The organism is Streptomyces sp. WAC06614 (genome assembly GCF_003949795.1).
Classification (GTDB): domain Bacteria; phylum Actinomycetota; class Actinomycetes; order Streptomycetales; family Streptomycetaceae; genus Streptomyces.
The window spans coordinates 1-14,091 of record NZ_RPRY01000025.1 but is presented as its reverse complement, the minus strand read 5'-3'; the positions used below and the strand labels follow the sequence as shown (position 1 = coordinate 14,091).

15 protein-coding genes and 1 pseudogene are annotated in these 14,091 nt (G+C 74.0%); 5 read left to right on the top strand and 11 right to left on the bottom strand.

What is annotated here, in order from left to right; genetic code table 11:
* Positions 1 to 8 precede the first annotated feature (8 nt).
* Entirely contained in the window at positions 9 to 956 is a 948-nt protein-coding gene (locus EF918_RS05640; protein ID WP_125641726.1) for an MASE1 domain-containing protein, read from the top strand.
* 65 nt (positions 957 to 1,021) lie between these two features.
* Here the strand turns inward: EF918_RS05640 and EF918_RS05635 are convergent, their stop codons facing one another.
* Genes EF918_RS05635 through EF918_RS05620 form a run of 4 tightly spaced genes read right to left on the bottom strand, consistent with a single transcriptional unit; the run spans position 1,022 to position 4,271 of the window.
* Positions 1,022 to 1,534: a YcxB family protein gene (locus tag EF918_RS05635; protein ID WP_125641723.1), complete on the bottom strand. Its 513-nt coding sequence runs from the start codon at positions 1,532 to 1,534 to the stop codon at positions 1,022 to 1,024.
* A gap of 43 nt (positions 1,535 to 1,577) precedes the next feature.
* Positions 1,578 to 2,021: a hypothetical protein gene (locus EF918_RS05630; RefSeq protein WP_125641720.1), complete on the bottom strand. Its 444-nt coding sequence runs from the start codon at positions 2,019 to 2,021 to the stop codon at positions 1,578 to 1,580.
* Positions 2,018 to 2,509: an NUDIX hydrolase gene (locus EF918_RS05625; RefSeq protein WP_125641717.1), complete on the bottom strand. Its 492-nt coding sequence runs from the start codon at positions 2,507 to 2,509 to the stop codon at positions 2,018 to 2,020. Before EF918_RS05625 ends, EF918_RS05630 begins: the two co-directional genes overlap by 4 nt.
* A 37-nt stretch (positions 2,510 to 2,546) precedes the next feature.
* Positions 2,547 to 4,271 carry a BCCT family transporter gene (locus EF918_RS05620; RefSeq protein WP_260609845.1) on the bottom strand — a complete coding sequence of 575 codons (1,725 nt, stop codon included), beginning with the start codon at positions 4,269 to 4,271 and terminating at the stop codon, positions 2,547 to 2,549.
* Between the two features lie 148 nt (positions 4,272 to 4,419).
* Here EF918_RS05620 and EF918_RS05615 point away from each other — a divergent pair, with 148 nt between their 5' ends.
* Positions 4,420 to 5,568, top strand: coding sequence for a glycerate kinase (locus EF918_RS05615; protein ID WP_125641711.1), 1,149 nt, complete (start codon positions 4,420 to 4,422; stop codon positions 5,566 to 5,568).
* A 93-nt stretch (positions 5,569 to 5,661) separates the two neighbouring features.
* Here the strand turns inward: EF918_RS05615 and EF918_RS05610 are convergent, their stop codons facing one another.
* Positions 5,662 to 6,558: a helix-turn-helix transcriptional regulator gene (locus tag EF918_RS05610; RefSeq protein WP_185921602.1), complete on the bottom strand. Its 897-nt coding sequence runs from the start codon at positions 6,556 to 6,558 to the stop codon at positions 5,662 to 5,664.
* A 202-nt stretch (positions 6,559 to 6,760) separates the two neighbouring features.
* On the opposite strand from EF918_RS05610, the gene EF918_RS05605 reads away from it, so the two are divergent.
* Together EF918_RS05605 and EF918_RS05600 are read left to right on the top strand one after the other, a co-directional pair.
* A complete protein-coding gene (locus EF918_RS05605; protein ID WP_125641705.1) occupies positions 6,761 to 6,946 on the top strand; it encodes a hypothetical protein in 186 nt (61 codons plus the stop codon).
* Positions 6,943 to 7,128 (top strand): hypothetical protein, encoded by a 186-nt coding sequence (locus EF918_RS05600; protein WP_125641702.1) that lies wholly within the window; start codon positions 6,943 to 6,945, stop codon positions 7,126 to 7,128. Before EF918_RS05605 ends, EF918_RS05600 begins: the two co-directional genes overlap by 4 nt.
* Positions 7,129 to 7,238: 110 nt before the next feature.
* Here the strand turns inward: EF918_RS05600 and EF918_RS05595 are convergent, their stop codons facing one another.
* From EF918_RS05595 to EF918_RS05575, 5 genes are all read right to left on the bottom strand, one after another.
* On the bottom strand, positions 7,239 to 7,733 hold the full coding sequence (locus tag EF918_RS05595; protein WP_125641699.1) for a DUF3574 domain-containing protein: 495 nt from the start codon (positions 7,731 to 7,733) through the stop codon (positions 7,239 to 7,241).
* Positions 7,734 to 8,688: 955 nt separating this feature from the next.
* Complete coding sequence (locus EF918_RS05590) at positions 8,689 to 9,966, bottom strand: MAB_1171c family putative transporter (RefSeq protein WP_260609839.1); 1,278 nt, start codon at positions 9,964 to 9,966, stop codon at positions 8,689 to 8,691.
* Positions 9,963 to 10,472 carry a toxin gene (locus tag EF918_RS05585; protein ID WP_125641696.1) on the bottom strand — a complete coding sequence of 170 codons (510 nt, stop codon included), beginning with the start codon at positions 10,470 to 10,472 and terminating at the stop codon, positions 9,963 to 9,965. The genes EF918_RS05590 and EF918_RS05585 overlap by 4 nt, the downstream gene beginning before the upstream one ends.
* Before the next feature lie 381 nt (positions 10,473 to 10,853).
* Positions 10,854 to 12,041 carry an aromatic amino acid transaminase gene (locus tag EF918_RS05580; RefSeq protein WP_125641693.1) on the bottom strand — a complete coding sequence of 396 codons (1,188 nt, stop codon included), beginning with the start codon at positions 12,039 to 12,041 and terminating at the stop codon, positions 10,854 to 10,856.
* The gene (locus EF918_RS05575; protein WP_260609838.1) at positions 12,034 to 13,032 is read right to left on the bottom strand and encodes a DMT family transporter; all 999 of its coding nucleotides are present in this window, start codon (positions 13,030 to 13,032) and stop codon (positions 12,034 to 12,036) included. The genes EF918_RS05580 and EF918_RS05575 overlap by 8 nt, the downstream gene beginning before the upstream one ends.
* 313 nt (positions 13,033 to 13,345) lie before the next feature.
* On the opposite strand from EF918_RS05575, the gene EF918_RS05570 reads away from it, so the two are divergent.
* Positions 13,346 to 13,834: an Lrp/AsnC family transcriptional regulator gene (locus tag EF918_RS05570; RefSeq protein ID WP_125641690.1), complete on the top strand. Its 489-nt coding sequence runs from the start codon at positions 13,346 to 13,348 to the stop codon at positions 13,832 to 13,834.
* Between the two features lie 33 nt (positions 13,835 to 13,867).
* Here the strand turns inward: EF918_RS05570 and EF918_RS37660 are convergent.
* Positions 13,868 to 14,091, bottom strand: a pseudogene (locus tag EF918_RS37660) (hypothetical protein); the annotation flags it as partial.

Sequence of the window (14,091 nt, the reverse complement as noted above, 5' to 3'; positions counted from 1 at the left end):
ATACGGAGGTGCGCACCGAGCCCTGGCGGGGTACCGCCGCCACCGTGGGGTGGATCCTGCTCGTCACCGCCGCCTACTACACGGGCGGGCGCATCGGCCTGACCCAGCGCATCGTGGTCGACGGCGCGCACGTCACACCGCTGTGGCCGCCCACCGGGATCGCCCTGGCCGCGCTGCTGCGGCTGGGGCCGCGGATCTGGCCGGCGATCGTGCTGGGCACGTACCTGGTCATCACCTCGATCAGCCCGTTCGACTGGACGGCGGTGGGGATCCTGGTCGGCAACACCGCGGCCCCGCTGTGCGCCTACGCGCTGCTGCGCCGGGCCCGGTTCCGTACCGAGCTGGACCGGCTGCACGACGGGCTGGCGCTGGTCTTCCTGGGCGGGCTGCTGCCGATGCTGATCAGCGCCACCGCCGGCACCGGGGTGCTGGTGGCCGCCGGCAGCCTGCCGACGGCCGGGGTGTGGGGGGTGTGGTCGGCCTGGTGGGCGGGCGACACCATGGGGGTGCTGGTGCTCACGCCGGTGCTGCTGTGCGTGCGCCGGCCCGAGCTGCCGATCGAGCCGCTGCGGGCGGTGGAGGCGACGGTGCTGCTGCTCGCGGCGTGGCTGACCGCGTCGGTGGTCGCGCACACCGAGATGTCCCTGCTGTTCCTGGTCTTCCCGCTGATCATCTGGGCGGCCGTACGGTTCCAGCTGCCCGGTGCGGCGCCGTGCGTGCTGATCGTCTCGGTGGTGGCGATCACGGCGGCCATCGCCCGGGACGGCCCCTTCGCCGGGCACACCCTCTTCGAGCTGATGGTCAACCTCCAGGCCTTCAACGGCGCCGCGGCCCTCACCGGGCTGCTGCTGTCGGCCCTGGTCACCGAGCAGAACAACATCCGCATCAAGGTGGAGGAGGCCTGCGAGGAGCTGGAGGAGGTCATCACCCAGCTCCGCTCGGGCCGCCCCAGGTGACCGGCCGCCGCCGGCTCCGGCGGTGGGTTCCGGTGCCGGCGGGGGCAGGACGGTGCCGGAGGGTGTCAGTGCCGGCGGCCGACGTGGGTGTCGAGCAGGAGGCCCGTCAGTTCGATCCCGCCGGCGCCGGCGAGCAGCCGCTTGGGCAGCACCACCATGCAGTTCTTCCAGCCGACCCGGCCCGTGACCACGTACAGGCGCGCGGTCTCGTGGACCCGCTTCACCTGTGGCCAGGACACCCGCAGGATCTGCTCGTCCCCGCGGGAGACGGTGATGCCGGACCCGTCGACCACGCACTGCTTCTCGCCCCGGTCCCGGTCGGCGCGGAACATCCGGCCGGCAAGGAAGGGGGGCCCGAGCAGCCCGAGCGCCGCGCAGGCGAGCGCGAGGGAGAGCCGGGTGAGGTCCGGCGAGCCCCCGTCGGCGGTGACCACGCCGAGGGCGGCGTTCAGGACCGCCAGCGCAAGGAGGATCCGGCGCAGGTGCCTCAACAGGCCCCAGACGCGCAGGGCCTCGTCGAACTCCTCGCGCGTCAGGGTCCCGCGGAAGCGCACGGTCGTACGTCGTATGTCGTCCACGGGCGCGGAGCCTACCGGGCCGCGCGCGCCCGCCCGGACCCGCTCAGATCACGCTCAGCGGCACCAGCAGGGCGAAGCCCGCGCCCTGTTCCACGGCGTGGGCGTAGTGGGAGGGGTGCGGGACGGGGGCCGTGAGCAGGACCAGCTTCTGCTGGGCGGCCGCCGCGGCCCGCCAGTCCTCGGGGGCGCCGAGGTAGCCCTGGTACCAGCCCTCGCAGGCGCCGGGGCCGGTCACGAAGAGGGCGTCGTCCTCCTGGCGATAGACGGCGTTCCAGCCGGCGGCGGTGGCGGCCCAGCCCTCGTAGTCGGTGAAGTGGACCCAGCCGCCGTCGCGTATGGCGGTGTCGAACAGCCAGACCGGCACCCCTTCGGGCGTCACCTCGTCGCCGACCAGCTGTTCGGTGGTGAAGTGCACCATCGGCAGGGCGTCGGGGCCCTCGTCGCTGGTGCTGGGCCAGGCGTACATCTCCAGGGTGTGGATGGTCATGCGGGGCGTCGTCCGTTCTCCAGTTCGGCGGTGCCTTCGCCCGACTCCAGCACGCGGTAGGCCTCCTGGATCCGCAGGCCGAGCGATCCGGGGAGGTACGCGGTGAGTTCGTCGGGTCCGACCAGTTTCCAGGAGAGCAGTTCCTCCTCCTGGAGCGTGATGTCCGCCAGCTGCCGCTCGTCCAGGACCCCGCCGTCGTAGACGTACGCGACGAGCGGCGGACGGCCGGTGCCCAGGACCCAGTCGACGGCGAGCAGCCGGCCGAGCGGTACGTCGAGGCCGATCTCCTCGGCGCTCTCCCGGCGCGCCGCCGTACGCGGCGACTCGCCCCGGTCCGACTCGATGGTCCCGCCGGGCAGCGCCCAGCCCTCGCGGTAGTTGGGCTCGACGAGCAGGACCCGGCCCGTGGCGTCCCGGAAGAGGGCCGCCGCGCCGGCGAGCACCCGGGGCAGGCTCGCGATGTAACTGGCGTAGTCAGTGGTGGTCACAGCGGCAACCCTACCCAGCCGCCGGGCCGCCCGGCGATCATCGGCCCCGTCCGTCGTCGGGGCCGAAGGGTTCCTCCCGGTCGCGGGTGCGGGAGGCGGCGGCCCGGTGCAGCCGGGGGTGGCGTACCGAGCCCTGTCCGGTGACGGCGTCGCCGACCATGGCCTTCACCGCGTCGCGCATCCCGTGGAGGGCGGGGTGGCGGGCGGGTCCGGCGCCGGGGTCCTCGCGCAGCTCCTTCACCAGCGCCCAGCACAGCAGCAGCATCACGACGACGAACGGCAGGGCGACCAGGATGGTCGCCGTCTGCAGGGACTTCAGGCCCCCGGCGACGAGCAGCACGGCCGCGACGGCGGCCATGAGCACGCCCCAGGTGACGACCAGCCAGGTGGGCGGGTGCAGCGCGCCGCGGCTGGTGAGGGAGCCCATGACCAGGGAGGCGGAGTCGGCGCTGGTGACGAAGTAGGTCATCACCAGGAGCATGGCCACGTACGAGGTGACGGTGCCCAGCGGCAGCGCCTCCAGCATCGCGAACAAGGAGGCCTCCGCGCCGTCCTTGACGGTGGCGGCCAGGTCGGCGGCGCCGGTGGAGTCGAGCCGGATGGCGGTGCCGCCCATGACGCAGAACCAGACGACGGTCGCCCCGGACGGCACCAGCAGGACGCCGGTGAGGAACTCCCGGACGGTGCGGCCGCGGGAGATGCGGGCGATGAAGGTGCCGACGAACGGCGCCCAGCTCAGCCACCAGGCCCAGTAGAAGATGGTCCAGGCGCCGAGCCAGGTGCTGTCGGTGAAGGCGCCGGTGCGGCTGGCCATGGGGACGAGCTGGTCGAGGTAGCCGCCGACGCCGGCCGGGATCACGTCGAGGACGTAGACGGTGGGGCCGAGGAGGAAGACGAACAGCATCAGGGCGGCGGCGATCACGATGTTGAGGGTGCTGAGCCATTTGACGCCCCTGTGCAGGCCCGAGAAGGCGGACAGCACGAAGGCCGCGGACAGCGAGCCGATGATGATCAGTTCGAGGGCGGTGGAGTCCTCGACCCCGGCGGTGAGGTGCAGGCCCTCCGCGACCTGGAGGGCGCCCAGGCCCAGGCTGGTGGCGGTGCCGAAGACGGTGGCGAACACGGCGAGCAGGTCGACGGCCCGGCCCGGCCAGCCGTCGGCCCGGCGCAGGCCCATGAGCGGCACGAAGGCGGCGGAGAGGCGGTTGCCGCGGCGTTTGCGGAAGGTGGCGTAGGCCAGGGCCAGGCCGGCGATGCCGTAGATCGCCCAGGGGGTGAGGGTCCAGTGGAAGAACGAGTACTCCATGGCCGCGAGGGCGGACCCGCCGGTGCGTAGGGCGGCGCCGCTGGCCGGGGGCGGGAGCAGGTAGTGGGTGAGCGGCTCCCCCACGCCGTAGAACATCAGGCCGATGCCCATGCCGGCGCTGAACATCATGGCGATCCACGCGAGGTTGCTGAACTCGGGCTCGGAGTCGTCGGCGCCGAGCCGGATCCGGCCGAACCGGCTGACCGCCAGGACCACGCACAGGACGAGGAAGACGTCGGCGGCGATCACGAACAGCCAGGCGAAGTTGTCCAGGACCCACGTCAGGGCGGTCCGCGACGCCGTGTCGAAGGAGCCCTTGCCGAGCGCGGCCCAGCCGACCACCGCCAGCACGGCGAGCACCCCGAGCCCCACGACCGCGTGGTCGGGGGCGCCGTCGGCGGGGGCACCCGAGGTGTCCTGCGGGGTGCCGGCAGGCGACGGGGGTGGTGAATCCATGCTCATGGGGCCCCACTATGGTGGGGCAAATCACCCTTTATGGTCATGGCGCGCCGGGTGTGGCCCAGGCCACCCATGGGCATAGGAGGATCCTCCGGATAGGCTCGGGGTGGCGCGACTGCACTGTTCGAAAGCAAGGGATAGCAAGGTGACGGACGGAGCAGTAACTGAGACCGCGCGCGTGCTCATCGCCGCGGACAAATTCAAGGGCTCGCTCACGGCCGTACAGGTCGCCGAGCGGGTGACGGCCGGCCTTCGCAGGGCCGTACCGGACCTGGAGGTCGAGACCCTCCCGGTCGCGGACGGCGGCGACGGCACGGTCGCGGCCGCCGTGGCGGCCGGGTTCGAACGCCGGGAGGTACGGGTCACCGGACCGCTCGGCGAGCCGGTGACGGCTGCGTTCGCCCTGCGGGACGGCACCGCGGTGGTCGAGATGGCGGAGGCCTCCGGCCTCCAGCTCCTCCCGCCGGGTGTCTTCGCCCCGCTGACGGCGACCACGTACGGCTCGGGCGAGGTCCTGAAGGCCGCGGTGGACGCGGGCGCGCGGACGATCGTCTTCGGCGTGGGCGGCAGCGCCACCACCGACGGCGGTGCGGGCATGCTGGCCGCGCTGGGCGCGGTGTTCCTGGACGCGGCCGGCCGGCCGGTCGGCCCGGGCGGCGGCGCCCTGGCCGAGCTGGCGTCGGCGGACCTGTCCGGGGTGGACCCGCGCTTCGCCGAGGTGGACTTCGTCCTGGCCAGCGACGTGGACAACCCGCTGACCGGCCCGAAGGGCTGCGCGGCGGTCTACGGCCCGCAGAAGGGCGCCTCGCCGGAGGACGTGGCGACGCTCGACGCGGCGCTGGCGCACTACGCCCAGGTCCTGGAGCAGGCGATCGGCCCGAAGGCCACGGAGCTGGCGGCCTCGCCGGGCGCCGGCGGCGCGGGCGGCATCGGCTACGGCGCGCTGCTGCTGGGCGCGAGCTTCCGGCCCGGCATCGAGCTGATGCTGGAGGTGCTCGGCTTCGCCCCGGCGCTGGAGCGGGCCACGCTGGTGATCACCGGCGAGGGCTCCCTGGACGAGCAGACCCTGCACGGCAAGGCCCCGGCGGGCGTGGCGGCTGCGGCGCGCGCGGCGGGCAAGGAGGTCGTGGCGGTCTGCGGCCGCCTCCTGCTGGAGCAGGAGACCCTCCGCGCGGCGGGCATCCGCCGCGCCTACCCGCTGACCGACCTGGAGCCGGACCCGGCCCGCTGCATCGCGAACGCCGGCCCGCTCCTGGAACAGGTCGCGGCGAACATCGCCACCGACGCCCTCTGACCTCGACCCCGCCGCCTCCCCGGGGCCGGGCCCCGGCCTCCGGGGCCCGGCCCCGGCGCGTCGGGGCGGGGCACGGCGAGGCGGGGCGGGTGATCACGGTGAGGCGGCAGGCTTGTCGGGGCGGCTGCCGTCCACGGCGGCGAGGTAGGTCCCCAGGGGCTGGAGAGCGGCCCAGAGCTGGTCGAAGTACGCGGCGAAGTAGGTCATGAACGTGGGATCCTCGACGCTGAGGCCGTTCAACTTCTGACGCGGACCTCCGGAGAACGCCAGGAACACCACGCTGTCGTCGATCAGCGCCATGTTCAGACCGTCGGCCGCCGCCGTCCACCGCAGGACGCCGGCCTCGTAGGTGAGGACGTGCTTGGTGTCCTCGTGGTGCTGGCGGGCCCAGGCGAGCATGTCGCCGTCCGGCACGCCGTCACGTTCGGGGATGCCGATGATGCGCCGTACGCTGCGTTCGTCGTCGCTGTCCTCGCCGGCCCAGTCCATGATGGTCCTGAAGTACGCGGCGGAGGCCGGGGTGGTGTACTGCGTGGGCGGGTAACGGCGCGTGTAGGTGACCCGGATCTCCGAACGGGCCTGCCGGGCACGCGCGGAGGCCGCCTCGTAGAACTCGCGGTTGTTCCGGTACCAGCGCGCGGCCAGCAGGGCCTCCCCCTCGGCCTGCGGTCCGCCGAGGAACGGTATCGGCGTCAAGGGGGAGGGCTGCCCCTTGGAGGCTTCCTCGATCTGCCGGTTCGCCTGCAGCCAGCGCTCCCGCCACTTCGACGGATCCGCACCGCATGCCTCGACGAAGGCCGCCGTGTGCTCCCAGTTCGGAAAGCGCCGGCCGTTCAGGATCGCCGAGACGGTGCTGCGACCGCAGCCCATCTTCCGGGCGAACGCCTCCTCGGTCGGCTTCCTGTAGGTCCGCCGCCGGAGTTCGCGCAGCTCGGCCGCGAAGGCGAGCTGGGCCTCCGCCGGCTCCGGCGGAGTTCGCCGTCCAGGCATGGTCCCCCCGTGGATGCTTCGATGCTCGGATGCCACAGAACTGCACTGTTGGTCCGTCATTGTTCGTCAGTGCTACAGGACTTCGCCAGCGTTCGGGAGTGTTCTGCTTCGTCCGGTGTGTTCTACGCGCGTCTCCCAGCCGTTGTCCCCAGGACCGCACGGCCGCATCGTGGTCTTCCGTTCGCACACAAAGGAGACTCTCGTGCTCGTGAACTTCAGGATGGACCTGCCGTGTACGAGCGTGGCCTTCGTGGCCACGCTCGTCCTGGGCATCGTGCTGGTGATGTCCCCCGCGGCCCGGGCGGCCGCGCTCCAGGAGGAATGGCTGCTGCCGGCAGCCGCCTGCCTCCTGATCGCCGGACGGCCCGCCGAGGGGGGACGGCGATGACCTCCGGCGCTCGCCTGGCGGCCTGCCCGCAGTGCGGGGAGAACACTCCGCGCTCGACCCGCACCGAGCTCGTCCACAGCTGCACCGGCGGCCTGGAGGTCGCCGAGTGGTCGGAGTGCGGACGGTGTCACCGATGGCTGGCCTTCCACGTGCGGGAGCGCAGGGACCGGCGCGCCGGGTAGGCGCCGCACCGCGGCGCGCGTCGCCGCGGGTCGCGCCGGTCGCGGCGCGCTCGGCATCCCCCGGCGTACGGCCCCGGGCGGGCCCGGAGCCGTCGGCCGGGTCCGGAGGGTCAGAAGTCGGCGCGCGCCTTGACGTCGGCGCGGCCGACGGACTCCAGGCCGTAGCGCAGGCAGTAGGCCCGGCGGATGTACTCGATGTCGATGTCGCGCTTGCGCGCCTCGGTCACCGGGTACAGCACGGTCAGCTCGTACGAGCGCTCGCGGTTGATGTCGCCCTCCTTGTCGCGCCACTGGCCGCGGGCCTCCTCCAGGGTCAGGCCGGAGGGGAAGCGCGGGGTGATGACCTCGGCGACGAACTGCAGGAACTCCTCCTCCGGGATGGGCGGCTGGCCGCCGTGGCGGCCGGTGCCGAAGTAGAGGTGCGTGGAGATGTACGCGCTGCCGGTCTGGGCGGCCGCGTCCTCCTGGGTGGCCACCTGCCGGGTCACCGGGGCGGCCTCCGGGCCGCCGAGGGTGGCGTCGGCGACGGGTCTGCCGAAGGCGAGCAGGGCGGCGGCCAGGGCGAGGAAGGCGGCCGCGGGCGTGCTGATCCTGATCTGGGGCATGGAGTCCTCATCTGTCGGGTGAAGGGTGTGCCGGGCGTTGGTTCCAGGGCCCGGCGTGGAGCCGTACGGGGCCGGGCGCCGGGCCCGCGCAGGGGCCCGGCGCAGGGGTCCGGCGCAGGGTCCGCGTGCGGGCCCGGGTCAGGTGGCCGGGCCCGGGTCGGGCGGCCGGGCCCGGCCCCGGCCAGGCTCGCGAGGAGCTCGGCGGTGAACAGGTGGCGGTACGACGGCCCGGGCGCGGTGGCCGCCTCGTGGAGCAGCGGGACGGCCCGGTCCCACAGCCCCAGCCGGGACAGCACCCAGCCCTGGTGGCCGACGAGTTCGGTGCGGTCGATCCACCAGACCCAGGGCGGGTCGTGCCGGGACGGCCCGTCCTCGAACCGGTCCCTGGCCCGGCCGATGCGACCGAGTGCGGCGGTCCGCCCGCCCAGCTGGGCGGCGGCGTGCGCCTGGCGGACCAGGACCAGGCTCTCGACGCGCGCGGGCAGCGGGCGCGGCCCGGCCACCCGGGCCGCGGTCCGGTAAGCCGCCCGCGGCCGACCGGTACGGGACTGGAGCATGCTGTGGTTGAGCAGGACCAGCCGGGCCGTCCAGCGGTCCCCGCAGCGCTCGGCCAGGGCCAGCGCCCGGGCGTTCATCCGCCGGGCCGGGGCGTAGTGGCCGGCGTCGAACAGGATCCAGCCGATGACCTCGGCCAGTTCGGCGAGGGCGGCCAGCCGGTCGGCCGGGGCGACGCGGTCGGCTTGGGCGAGGCGGTCGGCGCGGTGACCGTGACGGGGCCCGGCGGTGAGCTCCGGGAAGCGGCGTACGGCCCGCCGGGCGCCGGGTACGGCCGCGCGGGCGCCGTGCGTGGCGTCGAGGTCCAGCAGCTGCCGGACGGTCCGCAGCACCGCGCCGGTGTCCGTACCGGTCCACGCCCCGGTGCCCGTACCGGTCCACGCCCCGGTGTCCGTACCGGTCACCGCGCCGCCTCCCCCACGGCGCCGGCGTCGGCGTCGGCGTCGGCGTCGGCCGGGTGCGGGGTGCGGCGGGTGCGTTCCAGGGCGGTGAACGCGGCGGCCACCGCGGTGAGCCATTCCACCTCCTGGCGGAAGTCCTCGTGCGGCGGGCGCGCCGGCAGCTCGCAGGAGGGGTCGGCGGCCGCGGTGCCGTCGTCCTCGTCGCACCCGGAGTCCTCGTCGGGCCTCCGGTTGAGCGCGGCACGGACCTGGAGCGCCTCGCCGAGCGGAGAGGTCGGGTCCTCGGGGAGGTCCAGGGAGCGGGCCACCCGGACGAAGTCGTCCAGGGACAGGGAACTGCGCAGCATGAGCTGCCCGTCGCGGATCTCGATGACGCGCCGGTAGAGCCGGTAGTGGGGGTCGCGGGTCGGCAGCAGTTCGCGCGGCCAGGAGCGGGGCGGGTCCAGGGCGATGTCCGGGGCGGCCCGGTGCAGCGCGCGCCACAGCGGGCGCAGCCGCAGACAGGCCCGGTAGCTGTGGAGCCAGCCGCGGGCGCGGGTGATCCGGATGCCCCAGGCGGGGATGGTCCAGCCGGTGACCTGGAGCAGGGCGCCGACGCTGCCGCAGGTCCACTGGATCGGGTCGAGGGCGGCGCCGTCGAAGTCCAGCCGGGTGCCGGCGATCTGGATGCTGCGGGTGATGCAGTAGACGAGGATCATGCTCGCGCCGAGGGTGACGGTGCGCATGCCGACGGCGAGCCACTGGCGGTTGGCCAGCCGGGTGAAGCGCAGCGACAGCCGGACCGTCTCGAACTGGCCGACGGCGCAGATCAGCAGGTAGAAGGACATGTAGAGGGCGTAGTGCCCGTCCTGGATGCTGAGCAGGATGGTGGAGGTGGCGGTCTCCGTCTTCGACACCGGCCCGACGACGAACGAGGCCGCGACGAGCACGGTGAGGGCGGCGGTGAAGAAGGCGACGCGGCGGACCGCCATGCCCCGGGCCTCGGCGGGCGGGGCGGACCAGTAGACGAGGACCACCTGCTGGGCGGCGGTGAGCACCACGACCGCGACCTGGGTGATCAGCGAGGTGATGTTGGGCAGCCCGAAGAAGGCGGAGATGTGCAGCCGGAGCAGGTCGAGGTCGACCAGGAAGCTGATGCCGGAGCACAGGAAGTACGTGCACAGCGCCCAGAGGGCGACGTCGGTGCGGCGGCGCAGCGCCTCGGGCAGCCGGTAGGCGAAGGCGGCGATGCCGACGAACGTGCACACCCAGGCCAGGACGGCGTAGATCACGCTCACTCGTGCTCCGGTCTGCCGAGGCCGTACTCGATCCGCGCGACGATGTCGGCGGCTTCGGCCGGGACGCCCCAGGCCGGTTCGGTCCAGCGCTTGGCGGCGCGGGCCAGGATCAGCGAGGCGAGGGTCTCGGCCTCCTGCTCCTCCTCGTCGCTGTAGCGGGAGCGCAGCAGCACGCTCCGGGCGGCCGCCGGGTCCAGGTCGGCGAACGAGCGGCCGGGCACGGCCTCGTCGAGGCGGACGGAGCCGCGGTGCCGGAAGGCGATGTGGGCCAATTCGTGGGCGATGATGTGTTCCTTGTGCGACGGGGTGGCCGACTTCTCGAACACGACGAGGTCGCATTCGTCCATGTCGAGCCAGAGGCCGAAGAGATGGCGGTCGGGGATGGCGGCCGGGATCAGGTGGATGGGACGCGCACGCCGTTCGCTGAGGTAGTGGTGGAGCTCGTCGATCCCGCAGCCGTGTTCCATGCCCCACTCCGCGAGGAGCGCCTGACAGGTGCGGTGCACCTCCTTCAGGCGGCGCCTGCGCCGCCTGGCCTCCGACATCGGTGACCCAGAGCCGGGTAACTTCATGCTCAGTCCTCCGGCGGCACCCCTCGGCCGCCCCGACACGCCTACGTCTCACGGCTCTTGACCCCGGGTGACCCCCCGGAGCCGGCCACCGGACCATCATCCCCCGTGCGGGGTCCGGAGTGGAGGAGCATCTGAGCCGACCGTGGCGGGGTTCCGGCGGCCCCCGGCACATGCCCCGGGCACGGGCCGGACCGGGCCGTGGCGAGCCGGGCCCCGCGGTGACGGGCGGTGACGTACGGATCCGGGTGCGGCATGGCGTCGATTCGATCACCGCACCCGGAGGCGGAGCTAGGGCCAAATCCAGCCGGAGTGCCGTCAGGACGTGGCGAGGACCGCCGCGATGCCCTGGGCCAGGCGGGGCACCTGGTGCCCGGCGATACCGGCGATGTTGATCCGGCCGGTGGTGGTGCCGTAGACGGCGTGGTCACGGCGGAGGCGGAGCATCTGTCCGGCCGTCAGGGGCAGCATCGAGAACATGCCCTTCTGCCGGGCGAGCGCCCGGGCCGGCCCGCCCCACCCGAGCGCCTCCAGGTGCGCGCACAGGTCGGTGCGGTTGGCGGCGATCCGGCCACGCATCGCCTCCAGTTCGGCCTGCCACTGCGCGCGCAGGTCCGCGTCCTGCAGGACGGTGGTCACCAGGGCGGCGCCGTGCTCGGGCGGCATCGAGTACAGGGTGCGGGCGGCGTTCTGCAGGGCCGTCTCGGCGTGCCGGACCGCGGCGCGCGACGCGCCGAGGACGATGGCGCAGCCGGTGCGGTCGCTGTAGAGGCCGAAGTTCTTGGAACAGCTGACGGCGACGAGCACCTCGGGCAGCCGCTCGGCCAGCAGCCGGGTGGGGCGCAGGTCGGCCTGGAGGCCGTCGCCGAGACCGTGGTAGGCGAGGTCGACGAACGGGACCCAGCCGGCGACGGCCGCCAGCTCGGCCAGCGACTCCCACTCCGCGGGGCTCGGGTCGACGCCGGTGGGGTTGTGGGCACAGCCCTGGAGCAGCACGACGTCGCCGGGGCCGGCGGCGCGCAGGTCGGCGAGCATCGCGGCGGTGTCGAAGCCGAGTTCGGCGTCGCGCCGGCCGTACGGGCGCACGGTCAGGCCGGCGGCCTCCAGGATCGGGCGGTGGTTGACGTACGCCGGGTCGCTGATCCAGACGGTGGTGCCGGGGCGGGTGCGGCAGATCAGGTCGGCGAGCAGCCGCAGGGCTCCGGTGCCGGCGACGGTCTGGACGGCGGCGGCCCGGTCGACCGGGCCGTGCGCGCCGAGGACCAGGTCCAGCATGGCCCGGTTGAAGGCGGTGTTGCCGGACAGTCCGCGGTACTCCTTGGAGTCGGAGCGGTGTGCGAGGCGTATCTCGGCCTCGCGGACGGCGGCCATGACCGGGGTGCGGCCGGTGTCGTCCCGGTAGACGCCGAGCACGAGGTTGAGGCGTTCGGGGCGGGCGTCGGCGCCGTACGCCTCGGTCAGGTCCCACAGCGGGTCGGTGGGGGGCGGCGGGAGCAGCTCAAGCATCGGCGGGGACCTTCGGCTTCGGGCGGCGGTTGGCGAGGACGACGCCGGCGGTGATGAGGGGGACGCCGATCGCCACGGCGAGGGTGGGTGATTCGTCGAGCAGGGGCATGGCCAGCAGGACCACGGCGACGGGCGAGAGGCTGCCGACGGTGGAGCTGCGCCCGGGGCCCAGCCTCCGGATCGCGAAGGCGTAGAGCAGGCCGGCGCACAGGCCGACGCCGAGGCCCTGGACCACGAGGAACAGGGCGATGTCGCCGCCGGCGGCGTGCGCCAGGCCGGTGGGGAGCACCCCGGTGAGCACCAGCAGCGCGATCACGGCGAAGGAGGGCAGGCACAGCAGGCCGATCGAGCCGACCGGGTCGAGGTCGATCTCGCGCAGGCCGACGGTGTACAGCGCCCACAGGCCGCTGGCGACCAGGAGGATCCCGGCGCCGGCGAGGACGCCGGTGTCGACGGGGACGACGTAGCGCCAGACCAGGGCGAGGACGCCGACGGCGATCAGGGCCAGCCCGACGGCCTGGGTGCCGCGCGGGGCGCGGTGGCCGCGGGCGGTCATGAGCGCGGCGACGAACAGCGGGACCATGCCGGGGACGATCGAGCCGACGAACGCCGCCGAGGTCAGGGCGCCGCCGTGCATGGCGGCGAGGAAGAAGGGGACGCCGGCACCGCAGACGATCTTCAGGGCGGGTCCGGGCCGGACGGCGGCGATGCGGCGCCGGCGCCGCCAGAGGGCCGGCAGCAGGACGAGCACGGGGACGCCGAAGCGGAGCAGGGCGGCGTCGGCGGGCAGGAGGGAGGAGGCACTCAGGGCGCGGGCGCTGAGCGCGAACGCCGCCCAGATGGTCACGGTGACCAGCAGGGCGAGCATGCCCTGGGCGTGGGGGGAGGGCAGCAGACGGCGGTGCGGGCCGCGGCGGGCCGCGCGGGCCTGCGCCGGGGCGGCGGGTGCCGCGGCTGCCGCGGGTGCCTCCGGGGGGTGCGTCGCGACCAAGGGGATGGCCCGCCTTCCGACCGTGGGGTGGTGAATACGGTGACGGGTCCGTCGACGTCTGCCCGGTCACGTGCGTCCGGTGACGTGCGGCCGGTGACGTGCGTCCGGTGACGTCTGTCCCGTGACGTGCGTCCGGTGACGTCTGCCCGGTCACGTGCGTCCGGTGACGTCTGTCCGGTGACATCTGTCCGTCGCGGCAACGGTAGGGCCTGGGGCGGGGCAGCCGATTGCTAGTTCTGCCTCTCGGACGTACGTTTGGGGCAGGATCTGCCAAGGATCGGCCGGATCGACCGAGGACTGCGGAGGAATGCCCATGGACGCGGTGGATCTGCAGATCATCCGGGAGTTGCAGGCCGACGGCCGGCTGTCCAACCAGGACCTCGCCGACCGGGTCCGGCTGTCCCCTTCGCCGTGTCTGCGCCGGGTGCGCCGGCTGGAGGAGGCGGGCCTGATCCGTGGCTACACGGCCGTGGTGGACCAGGTCGCCTACGGTCTGCCGATCACCGTCTTCGTACGGATCCGGCTCGAGCGGCACACGGCGGAGGCGGTCCGGCTCTTCGAGGAGCACGTGGCGGTCATCGAGCACATCCAGGACTGCTACCTGATGGCGGGCAGCAGCGACTACCTGTTGCGCGTGGTGATCGAGGACCTCGCGGCGTACGAGGCCCTGGTCCGCGAGACGATCCACGCCATCCCCGGCATCGCCTCGATCGAGTCGAGCTTCGCCTACGGCAGCGTCAAGCAGTCCCGCACCTACCCCCGCCCGTCTCCGGGCGGGGGCCCGGGCATCCGCAGGGCCTGAGCCGAGGCCCGGCCGCGGGTCGATCGGCCGGGGTCACTGCCAGTCGTCCCACGGCGGGTCCTCGACCTCGTGGAGGTCGAAGGGGGGCTCCTCGTCCTCCGGCGGCGGCTCGTCGTACGCACGCTGCGGCGGCACGGCGGCCGCCGAAGCCCGGGCCGACCGGCCCCCGGCGGGACGGCCGCCGGCCGGGGCCGGGCCGGCGGCGGCTCGTCGTACGCACGCTGCGGCGGCACGGCGGCCGCCGCAGCGTGCGTACG